The following is a 16,659-nucleotide window of genomic DNA, read 5'->3' on the forward strand; positions in this document are numbered from 1 at the left end:
GGTTCGCGCGACGCGCGTCGCTCAGCGCGCTTCGGGCAGGACCACGTCGTACTCGCCGGTGTCCGCGTCGTCGACGCCGATGACCGCCCACTCGTACGACGGGTCGGCGTCGGTGAGTCGACTGCGAAGGTCCCCTGCGGTGTCTTTCCACGTGACGAAACAGCGGAGTGGATACTCTCGTGTTCGGCCGCCGTCCGCGAGTGCGCGCCGACCGCGCAACTTCGTGTCGGTGCCGACGACGGTCACCTGAACGGTCCGCCACTTCCGCTCGGCGACGAACTCCGGTCCGTCGCCCGAGACGGTGTAGCCGAGCCGACTGAATATCGACCGAGCTTCCTCCGACGGAGGCATGCTGACAGGGGGCATGTACCCTACGATACCACCGGACGTGTGATAAAGATTGGCACGGATTGTCACCTCGTAAGAATGTCTCTCATATGACGTCTCTTCGGCCGAGGGACGCGTCGACTACTCGTGGGCCGCGTCCCACTCGTCCGGTTTGCGGATGTTGCCGCAGACGTTGCACTCGACGCGTCCCATCGTGTCCATCGCGGTGTCCAGCGAGTCACAGTTACCACAGAAGTAACCCCATCGAGTCTCGCGGTTCTCGGTGACGTACACGACGAAGAACGGGCCCTTCGCGCCTCGTTCGCCCTCGCTGCGGTCGACGTACACCGTCTTCCCGCGGTCGGTCTCGACGTCTTCGAGTTCGACAGCCATGGGCGTCGTTCGCCCCCGTGGTGGTTTATCCTGTCGCTACCGTCGCCGTCACGCTCTCCGTCGTCCGGCGCTTACGTCCGGAACGACTCGCCGCACCCGCACTCGCTCACGACGTTCGGGTTCTGGACGTGAAAACCCGCACCCTGCAGACCGCCCTCGAACTCCAGCGTCGACCCGCCGATGTAGTTCTGACTCGCCGGGTCGACGAACACGCGAAGCCCGTTCTGTTCGACGATTGCGTCGTCGTCCTCGGGTTCGTGGTCGAACCGCATCCCGTAGGACAGGCCCGCACAGCCGCCCTGTTGGACGAACAGGCGCAGACCAGCCACGTCGAGGTCCATACCTTCGGACTCCATCAGTCGGAGCGCCTCCGACGCGGCCGATTCCGTCACCGTCACGGCCGTGTCGGTCCCGCCGTCGACCGTCTCGGTACTCATGCGTATCTGTACCAGATACACCCTGTTAACGTTGGCGCCGATTCACTCGCTTGTCTCGATCGGTCGGACCGCCGAGCCGACGACTTCTCCAGCCGTGCCACCGTCGTCAGAGACGCTCACGTCCACGAATCCGGCCGATTCGAGCGTCTCTTCGATGCTCTCGGCGTCGTCGACGCGGAACGGGAGGCGTTCGGAGGTGACGCCCACCTCGCCGGTGCGCAGGTCGGTGACCCGGTAGTCCGCGTGGACCACCGGCGGCCGTCGCGCGACGTCGACGGAGCGTTCGAGGACGTATCTGGCGGTCCGGTACGTCTCCACGCCGGACGTGGCGGCCGCCTGCGGGTCCGAGAGCGCGTCGAAGACGAAGAGACCGCCCGGCCGGAGCGTCGCGTACGCCGCCTCGGACAGCGCCGAGAGCGGCCGGTTCGCCCCGAGATGTTCGAACGAACACACCGCGTCGAACGCGGCGCGAAGCGGCGGACGCGCCGGGTCGCCGCAGACGACGGACCCGCCGCGCGCGGCGGCGAACGCGAGCAGTCCGGGGGCACTGTCGACGCCGACGGCGTCGTACTCGTCGTCGAGTCGAGAGAGGAGCGTCCCCGTCCCACACCCGAACTCGGCGACGCGTTCGACGTCCGCGGGGAGGGTGCGCCGGAGCAGGTCGAACCGCGCGTCGGTCCGCCGGTCTTCGGCCTCCGTGACGGCGAGACGCGCCTGCAACGGGGCGAGCGTCGTCGTCACCGAATGCGCCGCGTCCGGGTCCGAGACGACGCGCGCACAGGCGTCGGCGAATGACGGCGGGCGGGGACGAGGCATCTACTCGTCGTCCGCGAAGCGGGCGCGGACGCTCTCGGCGTGCGCCTCCAACCCTTCGGCCTCGGCCAGCGTCGTGATGGTGTCCGAGAGGTCAGAGAGGGCGCTCTCGTCCAGTCGCTGGACCGTCGACGACCGGAGGAACGTCTCCACGGAGAGGCCGCCGTAGCGCTTCGCACCGCCGGAGGTGGGGAGGACGTGGTTCGTTCCCGAGGCGTAGTCGCCGGCCGCGACGGGCGTGTGCGGCCCGAGGAAGACGCTCCCGGCGTTCGAGATGCGGTCTAAGAGCGCCTCGTCGTCGTCGGCCTGAATCGACAGGTGTTCGGCGGCGTACTCCTCGGCGAACAGGACGGCCTCGGACATCGACCGCGCCAGCAAGACGCCGGAGGCGTCGTTCTCGAACGCGTCGCGGACGGTGTCGGCGCGTTCGCGGCCCTCGACCTGCCGTTCGACGGCGTCGACGACGGCGGCGGCCGTCTCGGCGTCGTCGGTGACGGCGACGACGGAGGCGTTCGGGTCGTGTTCGGCCTGCGCCACCAGGTCGGCGGCGACGTACTCCGGTTCCGCCGTCTCGTCGGCGACGACGAGAACCTCGGACGGTCCGGCGAGGAAGTCGATGTCGACGTCGCCGCGGACTTCAGCCTTCGCCGCCGTCACCCACTTGTTGCCCGGCCCGACGACTTTCTGCACCGCTTTCACCGTCTCCGTCCCGTAGGCGAGTGCGGCGATGCCCTGCGCGCCGCCGACGCTGTATATCCGGTCCGCGCCGGCGACGTGCGCCGCCGCGAGCGTGATGGGGTTCATCGGGTCGGCGGGCGGCGTGGCGACGGCGACGTGTTCGACGCCCGCAACCTTCGCGGGGACGACGCCCATGAGGACGCTGGAGGGGTACGCCGCCGTCCCGCCGGGCGCGTAGACGCCGACGCGTTCGAGGGGGCGGAACCGACGGCCGAGTTCGCGTGTTCCGGGACCGCCGAACTCCTCGCGCCAGTCTTCGGGGAGTTGTCGCTCGTGGAACTCGCGGACGTTCTCGGCCGCCGCCTCGATGGCCGCGATGACGTCGTCGTCCACCTTCTCGTAGGCGCGTTCGGCGTCGTCGGTCACGTCGATGTTGCCGACTTCTACGCCGTCGAACTCGCGGCAGAAGTTCCTGACCGCGACGTCGCCCTCCTCGTGGACCCGCGAGACGATGTCGCGAACGTCCGACCGCACTTCGGCGACGCCCGCGTCCCGTTCGAAGAACGCCCGGCGTTCGTCCGGCGAGAGTTCGGCCACGTCCCGAACGTCGAGTTGCATACCTCGCGGTTCGACACGAGTCGGTAAGGACGTTCCGAAACCCGTCACCGCCGCGCCGGCCGCCCCGCGACAGGATTGATGTATCGGGCGCGCGTCACCGCAGACGATGACTCCCGCCCCGGTTCGCGTGCTGAGTTTCAACGTCCGCTACGACACCGACGACGACGGCCCGGACGCGTGGCCGCACCGCCGCGACGCCGTCATCAGCCTGCTCCGGTACCACCGTCCCGACGTCGTCTGCCTGCAGGAACCGCTGAACCACCAACTCGACGCGGTTCGCGAGGCGCTCGACGACTTCGCGTGGGTCGCCGTCTCCCGAACCGGTGGGGAAGACGTGACCGGCGTCACGAACGAGTACGTCCCCGTCGGCTACGACACCACCCGCTTCTCGCTGGAAGACGACGAGACGTTCTGGCTGTCGGAGACGCCGGAGCAACCGGCCAGCGTCGGGTGGGACGCCGACCTACCGCGCATCCTCTCTCGCGCGACGCTCACCGAGGACGACTCCGGAGAGCGGTTCCACGTGGCGAGTATCCACCTCGACCGGAAAGGGGAGACGGCACGCGTCGAGGGAGCCCGCACGGCCTGCGACCGACTCGGCGAGTTGGACGGCCCCGTGGTCCTCGCGGGCGACTGTAACTCGACGCCGGGGTCGGCCCCCTACGAGGTGTTCACCGACTCGTTCGACGACGCGCGCGACGTCGCCGAACTCGGTCACCACGGCCCGGAGAAGACGATGCACGAGTTCTCCGGCGACCCGACGGAGCGAATCGACTACGTGTTCGTTCGGGACTGCGACGTGCGCATCCACGCGACGCTCCCCGACCACACCGACCGGGGCTACCCCTCCGATCACTTCCCCGTCGTCGCCGACGTGATTCCCACCTGACCGGTCGACCGAATCGGCAAGCAGCCTTTTTAGTGCGTGTGAGAAAGAGATGGATATATCTTCGTGCCGTGACGGTTCGAGCGTGAGACTCGGTCGGTCGATTCGGCGGGCGGCCGTGGGCGAAGTCGGCGTCGACGAACTCGGAACATGAACTCAAGCGAACACACACCGCAGTCACAGAGCCGTATCGCATGACAGACAACGAGGACTCCGGCGGCGACGCGGACGGACTCCAGACCGAACTGTTCCACCCCGAATCCGGTCGCGAACCGGGGGACACGAACATTCGACGCTTGGGCTTCGACGTCCATCCCGTCGTCTTCCCGGCCGCACTCGTCGTCGTCGCGTCGTTCGTGGCCGCGACGCTCCTGTTGGGCTCGCAAGCGGCCAGCGTCTACTCCGCCGTCCGGACGTTCTTCGAGGGTCACTTCGGCTGGTTCTTCCTGCTCTCGGTCAACGTCTTCATCGGCACCATCCTGTTCTTCGCGGTCAGCAAGTACGGGACCATCCGCATCGGCGGCGTGAAAGCCGAGAAGGAGTTCGGCGACTTCTCGTGGATGGCGATGCTGTTCAGCGCCGGGATGGGCATCGGGCTGATGTTCTACAGCGTCTCGGAACCGCTGTACTACTTCGGTACCGTCCCGGGGTTCTTCGAGGCGGAGGGCGGAACCGGTGCCGCGGGCTCTGCGGCCATCGCACAGACGTTCTTCCACTGGGGTATCCACCCGTGGGCCATCTACGGACTGGTCGGCCTCGGACTCGCGTTCTTCTCGTTCAACCGCGGCCTCCCGTTGACGTTCCGTTCCATCTTCTGGCCGTTGTTGGGTGACCGAATCTACGGCTGGCCGGGGCACGTCATCGACCTGGTGACCGTGTTCGCGACGCTGTTCGGCCTCTCCACCTCGCTCGGACTCGGCGTCAAGCAGGTCAACAGCGGGTTCTCGTACGTCCTCGGCGACGTCCTGAACGTCGCGCAGATTCCCGTCGGAACCGTCCCGCAGATACTCCTCATCGCCGGTATCACCGCCATCGCGACGCTCTCCGTGGCGGCCGGACTCGACGGCGGCGTCAAGCGACTGAGCACGCTGAACCTCTATCTCATGTTCGCACTGCTGGCGTTTCTCATCGCCGTCGGGCCGACGGTGCAGATTCTCGGGACGTGGGTGCAGGGGCTCGGACGCTACCTCAACGTGCTCCCTCGGCTGTCGTTCTTCACGGGCGCACTCGGCGAGGGCGGCGGCACCGTCTCGGGGTGGACCGTGTTCTACTGGGCGTGGTGGATCGCCTGGTCGCCGTTCGTCGGGATGTTCATCGCCCGCATCTCGAAGGGCCGGACCGTCCGGGAGTTCGTCGTCGGCGTGCTGTTCCTCCCGTCGCTGTTCTCGACGCTCTGGCTGTCCACGTTCGGCGGGAGCGCCCTGTTCAACTCGCTGCAGGGCAACGGCGCGGCGCTCGACATCTACACCGAGATGGGACAGACGTACGCGCTGTTCGGCCTGTTGAATCAGTATCCGTTGGGTGCCGTGTCCGGGCTCTTGGCGACGCTCCTCGTCGTCACGTTCTTCGTCACCTCCTCGGACTCGGGGTCGCTCGTCATCGACCACCTCACCTCCGGCGGCAAACACGAAGTCCCGAAAGTACAGCGTATCTTCTGGGCGACGACGGAGGGGGCCGTCGCGGCGCTCCTGCTGTACGGCGGCGGCCTCGAAGCGCTCCAGACGGCGGCCATCGCCACCGGGTTCCCGTTCGCCGTCGTCCTCCTGTTGATGTGCTACACGCTCTATCTCGGCCTCAGACGGGAGTACGAACTCCTGCAGTCCGAGCAGTTCGCCGAGCGAATCCGCGAGATGGCCGACGAAGAGGGAATCGACGTGGTCACCTCGAGAGAGGACGTGGTGACGGACGTGCGAGACGGGACGACGGACGACTGAACAGGCCGCTCAGGAACGCGTCGGCGTCTCGGCCGTCTTCCGGTACTCCCAGTCGTCGGTGTAGGCGTCGAGGAGGCGCGAGAGCATCGTCGGGTTCGCCGCCAGTTTCGCGAGGAGGACGGGGTGTCGCACGAGACGCGAGAAGGCGTGCCTCGGCTCTCTGTCCACCGCCTCCACGTCGATACCGGAGACGGCGTTCATCACGCCGCCGAGGATGTCCGGTCGGCCGTCTTCGAGTGCGCCGCGGACGACGTACGCCAGTCGGTACTCGTTTTTCATCCGGTCGTACAGTTCCTCGGGGTAGTCGTCGAGACGGTTCCGCGCCGCCAACTCCGCGAGGAGGTACGACGACTCGACGGCCTGCGAGATGCCTTTTCCCGTGAACCGGTTGGCGACGCCGGCGGCGTCGCCGACGCGGGCGATACGCCGTTCGGCGTCCCAGGTTCGCTCGGGGTCGAGACTCGGCCCGCGCGGGATGGTGTAGATGTTCATCGCCGACCGGTCGGGAACGGGCCAGTCGTTGCGCTCGCACGCCGCGACGAACGCCGCGTAGTAGTCGTCCGGGAGTTTGTCTTCGGCCCAGCCGATGCCGACGTTCGCGCGCGTCTCCGACTTCGGGAACGCCCACGCGTAGCCGAGGTAGTTCTCGAACAGGATGCGAGAGTTGGGATAGAGCTCCGAGAAGTCCCCCTCGACGTCCGCGTTCAACGCGGTCATGCGCCCGGCGTACTCGCCCGTCGTGCCGTCGACTTTGCTCGCCATGGAGGGTTGTCCCGTCGCGTCCACCACGAGGTCGAACTCCTCGGAGAACGCGCGGAACTGCGCCTTCCTCACGCCCGTCGACTCGCGCACGTCGACTCCCTGTTCGGCCAACTGCTCGGCCCACCGTCGTTCGACCACGTTGCGGTCGGTGACGTAGCCGTCCGTGGAGGGGAAGACGCCCTCGCCGGCGAGTGTCCGCGCGCCCGTCTCGCCGGTGTAGACGTGCACCTCGAACGCGGGCGGGCGGTTGGCGAAGCCGTACGCCGGCGTCTTGGGGAGGGGAATCGACCCGGCGTCGGTCATCGCCTCGCCGCAGTTGACGCGCTTGTCCGCGTACGACTGCCGTTCGTACAGGACGACGTCCCAGTCGAGTGCCCGCAGTGCGTGCGCCGCGGCGAGGCCAGCCATCGCCCCGCCGACGACGACGGCCGACCCGCCCCGTTCCCGGGCGGCGCGGAGCGTCGGGGCGTCGAGTCGGGAGACGAACGGGTCCGTCTCGTCGAGTTCGCTCATGTCTCCGTCTTGTCCCTGTCACCTCAAAAACACGCCGAGACGGCGCGGACGTCCCTCGAATCCCGACGGACGGCGGATTCATCAGTTCGTGCCGCGTACTCCTCGCCACAATCCATGGTCGAGAGAGGCCGACGGGACGGCGTCGACGCGGCTTCCGCGGCGGACCGAGAGCCGGACGTACGACCGACCGAGGCGTCGTCGGACCCCGTCGTCGCCGTCTCGGGACTCCGATTCACCTATCCCGGCGCCGCCGACGAGACGCTCCGCGGCCTCGACTTCGAGATTCATCCCGGCGAAGTGGTCGGCTTTCTCGGGCCCTCGGGGGCGGGGAAGTCGACGACGCAGAAGGTCCTCGTCGGCCTGTTGGACGACTACGAGGGGTCGGTCACGGTCCTCGGCCGCGAGGTGCGCGAGTGGGGCGGCGACTACTACGAACGAGTCGGCGTCTCCGCGGAGTCGCCGAACACCTACGTGAAACTCACGGGCAGAGAGAACCTCGACCTGTTCGCCTCGCTGTACGACGGGGAGACGCGCGACGCCGAGGAACTCCTCTCTCTCGTCGGCCTGTCGGACGCGGCGGACCGCCGCGTCGCGGACTACTCGAAGGGGATGAAGATGCGGTTGAACTTCGCGCGGTCGCTGCTTCACGACCCGGACCTCCTGTTCTTGGACGAACCGACCACCGGCCTCGACCCGGCGAACGCCCGGCGCGTGAAAGACATCGTCCTCGACCTGCAGCGGTCGGGGACGACGGTGTTCGTCGCGACGCACGACATGAGCGTCGCCGACGAACTCTGCGACCGCGTGGCGTTCGTCGTCGACGGCGAGATACCCGTCGTGGACGCCCCGGACGCCCTGAAACGCCGCCACGGGTCGCGTCGCGTCCGCGTGGAGTCGACGGAAGACGGACGGGAACGGGTACGCGAGTTCGACCCCGCGGACGAAGCGGACGCCGCCGCCCTCGCCGAGGTGGTTCGGTCGGGTCGCTACGACACCATCCACACCGAGGAGGCGACGTTGGAGACGGTGTTCATCGACGTGACCGGGAGGACGCTCCGGTGACGCTCTCCGCGTCTCGGCTGGCGTCGCTCGTTCGCACGGACGTTCGACTGCAGTCCAGATACGGCTTCTACGCCGTCTACATCGTCGTGACGCTCGCGTTCGCACTCGGCCTTCGACGGGCACCCGACGCCGAACTCGGCCGGTTCGTCACGCTCGTCGTCCTCGGCGACCCCGCCCTCCTCGGCTTCTACTTCGTCGGCGCACTCGTCCTCTTCGAGAAGGCCGAAGGCGTGCTCGACGCCCTCGTCACCTCGCCCGTGCGCGCCTCGGAGTACCTCCTCTCGAAGGTCCTCTCTCTCACGCTCCTCGCCGTCGTCGCCACCTTCGTCGTCGTCCTCGGCGCCGTCGGAACGGCGTTCGACCCCCTCGTCCTCCTCGTCGGCGTCCTCCTCACCGTCCCCCTCTACGTCCTCGTCGGCTTCGTCGCCGTCGCGCGGTTCGACACCATCAACGCCTACTTCATGACCGCGCTCGCGTACATGACGGTACTGACGCTTCCGATGCTGGGTCTGCTCGGTCTCTACGAGACGCCGCTCTTCTATCTGTTCCCGGTGCAGGCCTCTATCGTCCTCGTCCGCGCCGCCTTCGACCCGACGACGACGACGATGCTGGCGTACGGCGTCGGCTACTCGCTCGTCGCCACCGCCATCGCGTGGGTGTTCGCCCACCGGGCGTTCGTCCGTCACGTCGTCCGCGACGACGGCGGCGCGGGCGCGTCGAAACCCCGCCCGTGGACCGCCGCGACGAGACCAGGCGTCGGTCGTCTCGCGGGTCGCCGTCGCCGACGAGGACCGGTCGAATCGATGGTGCTCGCGGACCTCAAACGGTGGGGGACCGACCCCCTGCTCGTCTACATCGGTCTGTCTCCCCTCCTCATCGCCGTCGTCGCGCGGTTCGGCTACCCCGCGGCCGCCGCCTCGCTCTCGGGGCGCGTGGACTTGCTCGCGTACGCCGACGTGGCGGTGGCGTTCGTCGCCGCGTTCGCCCCCGCGACGTTCGGGTTCGTCGCCGGTTTTCTCGTCCTCGAAGACCGGGACCAGGGACTCGTCGCTGCCTTCCGAACCACCCCGCTCACGGGCCGGGGCTACCTCCTCTACCGAGAACTCTCGGTCGTCGTCCTCAGCGCCGTCGCCGGCGCGGTGGCCGTTCCGCTCGCGGGGTTGGTCGCCGTCCCGCCCGCGGTTCTCGCCGTCGCCTGCGCCGTCTCGGCGCTCTGGGCGGCCGTCACCAGCCTCCTCCTCGGGTCGCTGGCCTCGAACTCGGTGGAGGGCGTCGCGGTGAGCAAGGTGCTCGGCCTCCTCGTGATGGTACCCCTGTTCGGCCTCCTCGCCGTCCCGGAACCGTGGCAGTACCTGTTCGGCGTCTTCCCGCCGTTCTGGACCATCAAACTGTTCGTCGTCGGCGTCGCTTCGGGGACGACCGCGGAGTTCGTCACGCTCGCCGTCGCGGGCGTCTTCGCACATCTCGTCGTCGCGGGCGTCCTCGCGCGCCGGTTCCTCGCGCGCCCGGACTGACGCCGACGACGACGCCGCCGCCGACGACGCCCACTCCGACTACTCCCGGGCGAACAGCACGCCGAGAACGGCGATACCGGCGAGTTCGGCGGTCTTCGAGACGGCCGCGAGCGGTTCGGCCGTGAGGTGGTTCACGACGTTCTGAAGCGGCGAGACGCCGTGGTGATGCAGCGGTTCTCGGCCGGGCAGGAAGCTCCCGTGCCCCGAGAAGTGCCACGCGAAGTAGCCGCCGAGATAGAGCGCGAGGATGGCGATACCGACGGCGTAGTACGGTCGTCGGGAGGGGGCGTTCCGCGCCAACGGGACGCCGACGGCGAGGGCGAACGCCGAGAGGACGAACGCCAGCGGTCGGGGGTCGTACACGAGGAGGCTCGGGTCGCCGAACAGGCGCACGGAGAGTGCGGCGAGGCCGTGACTCGGGTGGAACAGGTGGAGACCCGCGACGACGAGGACGAGGGCGGCGGCGACGTACGAGAGCCACCGCGTACTCCGCCTCCGGTCGTCCGCGGACCACGAGGGAAGCGCGTCGGACGTGCTCATTCGAGCGTCCTTCTTCGAGGAGGAACCTTAGTCTTCGCACGTGGTGTGCCGCGGCTACACGAACGTAACTGACTCCCGACTCCGTCCCGTCCGCCTACGAGATGACCGACGACACGTCCGAACCGCGCCCGTACGACCACGTCGCCGGCGACGGAGACGCCCTCGCGAGGGGGACGTTTCGTGTCGTCGGCCGCGCCGACGAGAGCGCCGCTGACGGCGAGGACGACACCGCGAGCGTGACGCTTCTCAGAGTCGCCGACGCGTCCGGCCGGCGGGTCCACTCCGGCGAACTCGTCTCCGTCTCCGCGGCGGCGTTCGCGTCGCTCGAACCGGCGGCGAACCCCGACGAGGCGAGCGGGTTCACCACGTGGGGTCTCGTCCTCCTCGGCGGCCTCGTCGTCACGTTCGGGACGCATCCGCTCGTCCTCTCGGCGACGGGCGCGCCCGAGGGCGTCGTCTCGCTGGTCGGCGTCGCACTGTTCGCCGTCGGTCTCGTCCGCGTCTTCAGGAACCGTCGATGACTCCGCGAACCGTCACTCCACCCGCGAATCGGCCCGAATCTCGACCGTCCCGCCCGCCGAGTCGAAGACGGCGTCCACGACGCGTTGCACCCGCGTCGCCTCCGCGAACGACACCAACTCGGCGTCGCCGCCGTCCATCGCCGTCACGAACTCGTCGACGAGCGTCAGCGTCGTCTGCTCGCGGTCTTCGTTCAGCACCGCCTCGTCGTCCTGTTCGCGGTTTTCGAGGAGTCGGTACCACTCGACGAGCGTGAGTTCCGACTCGGTGCCGACGACGGTTATCGAGTTCTCCTCGTCCTGTTCGTGGTCGCACAACAGGTCGATGGTGCCGTGCACGCCGTCCACCTCGAAGTAGCCGACGACGGAGTCTTCGTACGCGTCCGGTCCCGAGTACGACACCGTCGCGTTCACCCGTTCGATGGGGCCGAAAAGCTCCTGCACGCCGAACAGGAAGTGCGTGCCCACCTCGCGAATCGGCCCGCCCTGCTCTCTGGAGCGTAGCCACGCGACGTCCTGCCACTCGCGCGGCCACTGCGGGAAGCGGAAGTCGAGCGTCACGCGTTTCGGCGCGCCTATCTCGCCCGCCTCGACTCGCTCGCGCATCTCCACGAAGCCCGGGGTGTAGCGGAACGGGAGGTTCACGGCCGTCTCCCGGTCCGTCTCGCGTTCGAGTGCGACCATCCGCGCTCCCTCGGCGGCGTCCTCGGCGATGGGTTTCTCGCAGATTGTGTGTCGGTCGTGTTCCAGAGCGAACGTCACCACCTCGCGGTGGACCGTCGGCGGGACGCCCACGTAGACGACGTCCACCTCGTCCGACCGAATCATCTCGCGGTAGTCGGTGAACGCGCGGGCGTCGTACTCGGCGGCGAACGACTCGGCCTTCGACTCGACGAGGTCGCAGACGCCCCAGACGGTCGTCTCCGGATGTTCGGAGAACGACTCCGCGAGACGGCCCCCGACGACTCCACACCCCACGATAGCGGCGTTGTACATACGCGGAGGATTCGGTCGTCGGCTGATGGGTGTTCGGGTTTCGGCGGAGGGCGTCGCGCGGACCGCTTCGACGGGCTACAGTCGAACCGCCCCGACGACGAACGCGACGAGGGGGACGGCGACGAACACGTGGAACGCGGTGAGGACGAGTTGGCCCGCTGGCGTGACGCCGAGTTCGGGCGCGAACGTCAGCACGGGGACCATCATCGCCGCGAAGACGCCGGCCGCGAGGACGACGAAGTTTCGCGCCGGACGGGCGGTCGCGCGGTCCAACACGGCGTACGCGACGGCCGCGCCGATGCCCGCGACGACGGTGCTCCCGAGTATCGGCGCAGTGGCGAACGGACTCGCCGCGCCCGAGACGCCGAGGTCGACGCCGAGGAGACCGACGACGACCCGCGTCGCGAACACGAACGCGAGTGCGACGAGGACGCCGAACGCCGTCTGTCGGGCGAGGTCTCCGGCCGAGGTGGGTGCGACTGCTCTGGTGGTGGTGAGTTGCATGGGAGACGTACGCTCGCTGACGATATAAGCCAGTAGCTCGCCGGTAACAGTAAAATCGGAAGATGGTTCGAATTCGTCTGCCGCGGTGACGCGGCGTACCGAACCGAGTTAGAGACGCGTCAGGTTCGCCGCGCGCGGACCCTTGGGGGCGTCTTCGATCGTGAATTCTACGTCCGTTCCCTCTTCGAGGTCCTCGCCGCCGATGTCTTCCATGTGGAAGAACACGTCGTCGTCAGCGTCGTCCGTCGAGATGAAACCGTAACCGCCAGTGTCGTTGAAGAAATCAACGTTTCCTTTCGCCATTGCTTTTGAACACAATGGAGGTATACGGATAAGACTTGCGAGGTACGTAGTACCAATGGATAAATTAGTAGACGAGTGTGCTACAGAAAAACCGAATCCGAGACGAATGTTCTGATGCGTCGATTCGGGGGGCTATCCTCGTCGGGGTCGGCGTCTCTGCACGCTGCTTCTGTGGTATCGTCGGTTCGAACGTCAGTCGTCCGCCGCGTCGGACTCCCAGCCCTCCGTGTAGATGTGCTCTTCGTCGACGCCTTCGTCTTCGAGGAGTTCACGCGTCTCGACGACCATCTCGGGAACGCCGCATACGTAGAAGTCGGTGTCGTCGACGCCGTCCAGCGCGTCCGGGAGGTGGTCTTGGACGTGTCCCGTCTTCCCGTTCCAGTCGGCGTCGTCGTCGGCGTCCGAGAGCACGTAGTTCACGTCGAGGTTCTCGTGTTCGGCGCGGAGTTGGTCGAGGCTCTCGCGGAAGATGAGGTGTTCTTGGTCGCGTTCGCCGAACACGAGGTGCGCGTCGCCGTCGCCCTCCTCGGCGTACTGTTTGAGCATCGGGTACAACGGCGTGATTCCGGTTCCCGTCGCGACGAAGACGGCGTCCCGGTCGAAGTCGCGCACGCGGAGGTTGCCGTCTAGCTCCTCTATCTCTATCTCGTCACCGGGACGCCGTTCGTGCATGAAGACGGAGGCGTTCCCGTCGTCGTAGCGCTTGATGGCGAGGACGAGTTCGTCCGTTCCGGGGAGGTTCGCCGCGGTGTACGGCCGCGCCTCCTCCTCGCCGTCGTTCTCGAAGTGGACCATCGTGTGCTGGCCCGGGTCGTACTCGAACGTGTGGTCGTCGGCAGCGAGGCGGAACTGCTTCACGTCGGGCGTCATCTGGTGGACGTCTTCGACGGTGACGGTGAGCGTCATGTTCGGTGGGTGGAGTGGAACGCCCAAAGGCGTGCTGGCAGACCGAGAACAGGTTCGAAGTCGCACCGTTCGAAGCACTCAGTGTCTCCCGGCGCGCATCGGCGTCTGTGCCGAGATACGACGCGTTCCTGTTCGACAGCGACGGTGTCCTCGTCGAACCGCCCACGCGGGAGACGCAACTGGCCGCCGTCGAGTCGGCGTTCCGCGAAGTCGGCGTGGACGCCCCGCCGACTGACCACGCAGACGCACTCGCCGGCGGCGTGACGCCGGCCCGACTCACCGAGGTAGCGGACGCGCACGGCGTCGCAGTCGACGACCTGTGGGACGCCCGCGAACGACACGACGAACGCTCGCAGTTCGAGGCGTTCCGCGCCGGGGGTCGCACCCGGTACGACGACGTGACGGCGATTGCAGAGTTGCCGCCGAACCGGGGCGTCGTCAGCAACAACCACCACACGACCGTCGCGTTCAAACTCGACTTCTTCGACCTCGGGGACCTCTTCGATACCTACTACGGCCGCGAGATGACCGTCGAGAGCCTGACGCTGAAGAAACCGAACACGCACTACCTCGAACTGGCGGTGGCCGACCTGGGGGCCGAGTCGGCGCTCTACGTCGGCGACAGCGAGAGCGACGTCGTCGCCGCCGAACGCGCCGGGATGGACTCGGTGTTCGTCCGCCGCGACCACAACCGCGACACCGACCTCTCGGTCACACCGACCTACGAGGTGACGACGCTCGCCGACGTGGTGGCACTCGCGGAGTGAACCCGGGAGGCGAGTTATCGACCGGCCGCGCGGTCGTCGAGAACCGCTGGAACGCCTCGAAGCAGGGCGTACAGGTGGTCTGCGCCGTCGAGCGCGTTCCACCGCGCCGAGAGGCGGTCGGCGAATCGTCGGGCGTCCGCCGCCGGAACGTTCGCGTCTCGCGTGCCGTGCCAGAACGTCACCGGCACGTCGAGAGACGCGGGCAGCCACTCCCATCGGTCGCCGAGGAGACGCATCTCGGTCACGAACCCCCGCCGGGACCGACCGAACGCTTCGACGAAGTCCCGCCTGACGGCGTCCGCGTCCGCGTCGTCGACGCCGTCGCTCTCGTCGGTGTACTGCGAGACGACCAGTGACGGCGGCGCGCGGGTCGCGACCCACCGCTGGAGTCGGAGCGTCGCGCGGAGGAGGGCCGGAGCGGTGTTCGCGAGGGACTCGAACAGTCGGAGAGCGGGCGGTTTCGAGGCGGTCACGGACGGCGGTACCGCGCCGGACACCACGTCGACGCGTCTGACGCGCCGTCCGTGCGTCGCGGCGAACGCCAGAGCGTGCGGGCCACCGCCGGAGAACCCGACGACGCCGACGCGGTCGACGTCGGCGTCCGACAACACGGGTTCGACGAACCGCCCCGTATCGGCGAGCGTCCGCGAAGGCCACGGCGACGACCGACCGTACCCCGGTCGGTCGGGCGCGAGGAGGCGGACGCCCCGTCGTCTCGCCGAGTCGTGGAACAGACGGCCGAGGAGGCGCGACCCCGGCGTCCCGTGGAAGAAGAGGACAGGCACCCCAGCGGGGTCGCCGTAGTCGGCGTACGAGACGGTCCGCTCCGCGCCGTCGACGGCGACGGAGACCGTCCGACTCGTCGGAGACGATGCGTACGCGTCCCGTCTCTCGGATGTCTGCTCCACGACTACTGCTCGGGTCGCGACCGTGGAGAGCGTACTGCCGCACGAGTGCGGCACTTTATATACTCTCCCGCACTTGGTCCGCCGTGAAACGAGCCACGCTCGAACTCACGTACCCTCCCGACCTACTCCATCCGATACACCGGAGACTCGCGCGAACCGACGGCGTCTCGCGGATGGAACTGCTCGCGTGGGGGCCGACGACGAACGTGCGGACGCTCTCGTGGTTCGACGCTGACCGCGAAACGACACACGGGGTGCTCTCGGTACTCGACACGCTGTCGTCGTCGAGTCTCGTCGCGGACGACGGCGGGACGTACGCGTTCGTCGGACAGACCGGCTTCGAGATGGACGACGGCGTCCTCGGGGTCGTCGCCGAGGCGGACGTCGTCTTCTTGGGTCCGGTCGTGTTCTTCGACGACCGGACGGCGACCGTCGACGTGGTCGGCGAGTCCCCGGCCGTCGCCGACTGCTACGAACGGCTGGACGAACTGACAGACGCCCGAGTCGCCCGCGTTCGAGGGTTTCGACGTGGTCTCTCCGCGTCCGCGACGCCCACCGAGAGACAGCAGTCGGCACTGGAGGCGGCGGTGGCGGTCGGTTACTACGACGTGCCGCGAACCGGGTCTCTCGAACGGGTCGCCGACGAGTTGAACTGCGCCGTCAGTACCGCCGGAGAACTGGTTCGAAAAGCCGAGTCGAAAGTGCTCGCCGGCTACGCCGACACGGCAGACACCGGCGTCTGCGACCGACGACTGTAGTCTCGCGCCCCGACGAGGGAAGGACGGGAACCGCCGAATTATCACCCTAGACGACGTTCTTCTAGCGATGACGACAGACCTCGAGTCGGCAGTGTCGGCGTGGCCGGGCGTCGTCGCCGGGCCGCACCGCTTCGCGGGCACGGAGTTCACCGTCGGTGGGCGAGAGTTCGGTCACGTCCACGGAACGCGGCAGGTCGATATCCCCTTCCCGAAGGGGGTCCGGGACGCCGTCGTCGACGAGGGCCGGACCTCGAAGCACCACCTGTACCCCGACTCGGGGTGGGTGACGAAGTATCTCCACGCAGAGAGCGACGTCGAACAGGCCGTCTGGTTGCTTCGCCTCTCGTATCTGCTGCACGTCGCCGCACTCCAACGGCGGCCCGACGCCGAAGAGGCGATACGCGCCGTCGACGTGGCCGCAGAGACCGCCGCGATGGACCTCTCGGCCGGCCTCCGGGAGATGTTCGCCGCGCGGACCGGCGGTCGGACGAGGCGCGCGAGCGACGCGTGAGAGAACGAGCG

At 68.0% G+C, this 16,659-nt stretch carries 20 protein-coding genes; 8 read left to right on the plus strand and 12 right to left on the minus strand.

Features of this window, described 5'->3' with window-relative positions; all coding sequences use genetic code 11:
- Positions 1–21 precede the first annotated feature (21 nt).
- From BM282_RS13400 to hisD, 5 genes are all read right to left on the minus strand, one after another.
- The gene (locus BM282_RS13400; protein WP_217642707.1) at positions 22–366 is read right to left on the minus strand and encodes a DUF7116 family protein; all 345 of its coding nucleotides are present in this window, start codon (positions 364–366) and stop codon (positions 22–24) included.
- A gap of 102 nt (positions 367–468) precedes the next feature.
- A complete protein-coding gene (locus BM282_RS13405; RefSeq protein ID WP_089881920.1) occupies positions 469–720 on the minus strand; it encodes a DUF5816 domain-containing protein in 252 nt (83 codons plus the stop codon).
- Between the two features lie 71 nt (positions 721–791).
- Positions 792–1,157: a HesB/IscA family protein gene (locus BM282_RS13410; protein ID WP_089881922.1), complete on the minus strand. Its 366-nt coding sequence runs from the start codon at positions 1,155–1,157 to the stop codon at positions 792–794.
- 42 nt (positions 1,158–1,199) lie between these two features.
- Positions 1,200–1,973, minus strand: a complete 774-nt coding sequence (locus BM282_RS13415; protein ID WP_089881924.1) for a class I SAM-dependent DNA methyltransferase — start codon at positions 1,971–1,973, stop codon at positions 1,200–1,202.
- Positions 1,974–3,266, minus strand: a complete 1,293-nt coding sequence (gene hisD, locus BM282_RS13420) for a histidinol dehydrogenase (RefSeq protein ID WP_089881926.1) — start codon at positions 3,264–3,266, stop codon at positions 1,974–1,976.
- 106 nt (positions 3,267–3,372) lie between these two features.
- Between hisD and BM282_RS13425 the strand changes: the two genes are divergently transcribed.
- A complete protein-coding gene (locus BM282_RS13425) occupies positions 3,373–4,155 on the plus strand; it encodes an endonuclease/exonuclease/phosphatase family protein (protein WP_089881928.1) in 783 nt (260 codons plus the stop codon).
- A gap of 191 nt (positions 4,156–4,346) precedes the next feature.
- Positions 4,347–6,086: a BCCT family transporter gene (locus tag BM282_RS13430; protein ID WP_089881930.1), complete on the plus strand. Its 1,740-nt coding sequence runs from the start codon at positions 4,347–4,349 to the stop codon at positions 6,084–6,086.
- A gap of 9 nt (positions 6,087–6,095) precedes the next feature.
- On the opposite strand, the gene BM282_RS13435 is transcribed toward BM282_RS13430, so the two are convergent.
- Positions 6,096–7,361 (minus strand): NAD(P)/FAD-dependent oxidoreductase, encoded by a 1,266-nt coding sequence (locus tag BM282_RS13435; RefSeq protein WP_089881932.1) that lies wholly within the window; start codon positions 7,359–7,361, stop codon positions 6,096–6,098.
- A gap of 114 nt (positions 7,362–7,475) precedes the next feature.
- Here BM282_RS13435 and BM282_RS13440 point away from each other — a divergent pair, with 114 nt between their 5' ends.
- Positions 7,476–8,423 (plus strand): ABC transporter ATP-binding protein, encoded by a 948-nt coding sequence (locus tag BM282_RS13440; RefSeq protein ID WP_089881933.1) that lies wholly within the window; start codon positions 7,476–7,478, stop codon positions 8,421–8,423.
- Positions 8,420–9,937 (plus strand): ABC transporter permease, encoded by a 1,518-nt coding sequence (locus BM282_RS13445; protein WP_139229730.1) that lies wholly within the window; start codon positions 8,420–8,422, stop codon positions 9,935–9,937. The genes BM282_RS13440 and BM282_RS13445 overlap by 4 nt, the downstream gene beginning before the upstream one ends.
- 39 nt (positions 9,938–9,976) lie before the next feature.
- Here BM282_RS13445 and BM282_RS13450 read toward each other — a convergent pair whose 3' ends face one another.
- Positions 9,977–10,477, minus strand: a complete 501-nt coding sequence (locus tag BM282_RS13450; RefSeq protein WP_089881935.1) for a hypothetical protein — start codon at positions 10,475–10,477, stop codon at positions 9,977–9,979.
- A 101-nt stretch (positions 10,478–10,578) separates the two neighbouring features.
- Between BM282_RS13450 and BM282_RS13455 the strand changes: the two genes are divergently transcribed.
- Positions 10,579–10,998 carry a hypothetical protein gene (locus tag BM282_RS13455; protein WP_139229731.1) on the plus strand — a complete coding sequence of 140 codons (420 nt, stop codon included), beginning with the start codon at positions 10,579–10,581 and terminating at the stop codon, positions 10,996–10,998.
- A 12-nt stretch (positions 10,999–11,010) separates the two neighbouring features.
- Here the strand turns inward: BM282_RS13455 and BM282_RS13460 are convergent, their stop codons facing one another.
- The 4 genes from BM282_RS13460 to BM282_RS13475 all read right to left on the minus strand — a co-directional run bounded on the left by BM282_RS13460 (position 11,011) and on the right by BM282_RS13475 (position 13,704).
- Positions 11,011–11,991, minus strand: a complete 981-nt coding sequence (locus tag BM282_RS13460) for a Gfo/Idh/MocA family protein (protein ID WP_089881939.1) — start codon at positions 11,989–11,991, stop codon at positions 11,011–11,013.
- Between the two features lie 75 nt (positions 11,992–12,066).
- The gene (locus BM282_RS13465; protein ID WP_089881941.1) at positions 12,067–12,495 is read right to left on the minus strand and encodes a DUF6069 family protein; all 429 of its coding nucleotides are present in this window, start codon (positions 12,493–12,495) and stop codon (positions 12,067–12,069) included.
- Between the two features lie 108 nt (positions 12,496–12,603).
- Entirely contained in the window at positions 12,604–12,798 is a 195-nt protein-coding gene (locus BM282_RS13470; RefSeq protein ID WP_089881942.1) for a cold-shock protein, read from the minus strand.
- 192 nt (positions 12,799–12,990) lie between these two features.
- Positions 12,991–13,704 (minus strand): ferredoxin--NADP reductase, encoded by a 714-nt coding sequence (locus tag BM282_RS13475; RefSeq protein ID WP_089881944.1) that lies wholly within the window; start codon positions 13,702–13,704, stop codon positions 12,991–12,993.
- Positions 13,705–13,811: 107 nt separating this feature from the next.
- On the opposite strand from BM282_RS13475, the gene BM282_RS13480 reads away from it, so the two are divergent.
- Positions 13,812–14,471 (plus strand): HAD family hydrolase, encoded by a 660-nt coding sequence (locus BM282_RS13480; RefSeq protein ID WP_089881945.1) that lies wholly within the window; start codon positions 13,812–13,814, stop codon positions 14,469–14,471.
- A gap of 14 nt (positions 14,472–14,485) precedes the next feature.
- Here BM282_RS13480 and BM282_RS13485 read toward each other — a convergent pair whose 3' ends face one another.
- Entirely contained in the window at positions 14,486–15,379 is an 894-nt protein-coding gene (locus BM282_RS13485) for an alpha/beta fold hydrolase (RefSeq protein ID WP_089881947.1), read from the minus strand.
- 83 nt (positions 15,380–15,462) lie between these two features.
- Here BM282_RS13485 and BM282_RS13490 point away from each other — a divergent pair, with 83 nt between their 5' ends.
- Both BM282_RS13490 and BM282_RS18580 read left to right on the plus strand, forming a co-directional pair.
- The gene (locus BM282_RS13490; RefSeq protein WP_245758367.1) at positions 15,463–16,137 is read left to right on the plus strand and encodes a helix-turn-helix domain-containing protein; all 675 of its coding nucleotides are present in this window, start codon (positions 15,463–15,465) and stop codon (positions 16,135–16,137) included.
- A gap of 67 nt (positions 16,138–16,204) precedes the next feature.
- The gene (locus BM282_RS18580) at positions 16,205–16,648 is read left to right on the plus strand and encodes a luciferase domain-containing protein (RefSeq protein WP_089881949.1); all 444 of its coding nucleotides are present in this window, start codon (positions 16,205–16,207) and stop codon (positions 16,646–16,648) included.
- Positions 16,649–16,659: the final 11 nt, after the last annotated feature.

It is taken from the genome of Halogeometricum limi (genome assembly GCF_900115785.1).
GTDB classification, from domain to species: Archaea; Halobacteriota; Halobacteria; order Halobacteriales; family Haloferacaceae; genus Halogeometricum; species Halogeometricum limi.

Bases quoted from the DNA above. Each gene is read 5' to 3' on its own strand.
- hisD (WP_089881926.1), bottom strand. From the start codon at position 3,266: ATGCAACTCGACGTTCGGGACGTGGCCGAACTCTCGCCGGACGAACGC.
- BM282_RS13410 (WP_089881922.1), bottom strand. From the start codon at position 1,157: ATGAGTACCGAGACGGTCGACGGCGGGACCGACACGGCCGTGACGGTG.
- BM282_RS13460 (WP_089881939.1), bottom strand. From the start codon at position 11,991: ATGTACAACGCCGCTATCGTGGGGTGTGGAGTCGTCGGGGGCCGTCTC.
- BM282_RS13400 (WP_217642707.1), bottom strand. From the start codon at position 366: ATGCCCCCTGTCAGCATGCCTCCGTCGGAGGAAGCTCGGTCGATATTC.
- BM282_RS13475 (WP_089881944.1), bottom strand. From the start codon at position 13,704: ATGACGCTCACCGTCACCGTCGAAGACGTCCACCAGATGACGCCCGAC.
- BM282_RS18580 (WP_089881949.1), top strand. From the start codon at position 16,205: ATGACGACAGACCTCGAGTCGGCAGTGTCGGCGTGGCCGGGCGTCGTC.
- BM282_RS13405 (WP_089881920.1), bottom strand. From the start codon at position 720: ATGGCTGTCGAACTCGAAGACGTCGAGACCGACCGCGGGAAGACGGTG.
- BM282_RS13470 (WP_089881942.1), bottom strand. From the start codon at position 12,798: ATGGCGAAAGGAAACGTTGATTTCTTCAACGACACTGGCGGTTACGGT.
- BM282_RS13425 (WP_089881928.1), top strand. From the start codon at position 3,373: ATGACTCCCGCCCCGGTTCGCGTGCTGAGTTTCAACGTCCGCTACGAC.
- BM282_RS13440 (WP_089881933.1), top strand. From the start codon at position 7,476: ATGGTCGAGAGAGGCCGACGGGACGGCGTCGACGCGGCTTCCGCGGCG.
- BM282_RS13450 (WP_089881935.1), bottom strand. From the start codon at position 10,477: ATGAGCACGTCCGACGCGCTTCCCTCGTGGTCCGCGGACGACCGGAGG.
- BM282_RS13430 (WP_089881930.1), top strand. From the start codon at position 4,347: ATGACAGACAACGAGGACTCCGGCGGCGACGCGGACGGACTCCAGACC.
- BM282_RS13435 (WP_089881932.1), bottom strand. From the start codon at position 7,361: ATGAGCGAACTCGACGAGACGGACCCGTTCGTCTCCCGACTCGACGCC.
- BM282_RS13455 (WP_139229731.1), top strand. From the start codon at position 10,579: ATGACCGACGACACGTCCGAACCGCGCCCGTACGACCACGTCGCCGGC.
- BM282_RS13415 (WP_089881924.1), bottom strand. From the start codon at position 1,973: ATGCCTCGTCCCCGCCCGCCGTCATTCGCCGACGCCTGTGCGCGCGTC.
- BM282_RS13465 (WP_089881941.1), bottom strand. From the start codon at position 12,495: ATGCAACTCACCACCACCAGAGCAGTCGCACCCACCTCGGCCGGAGAC.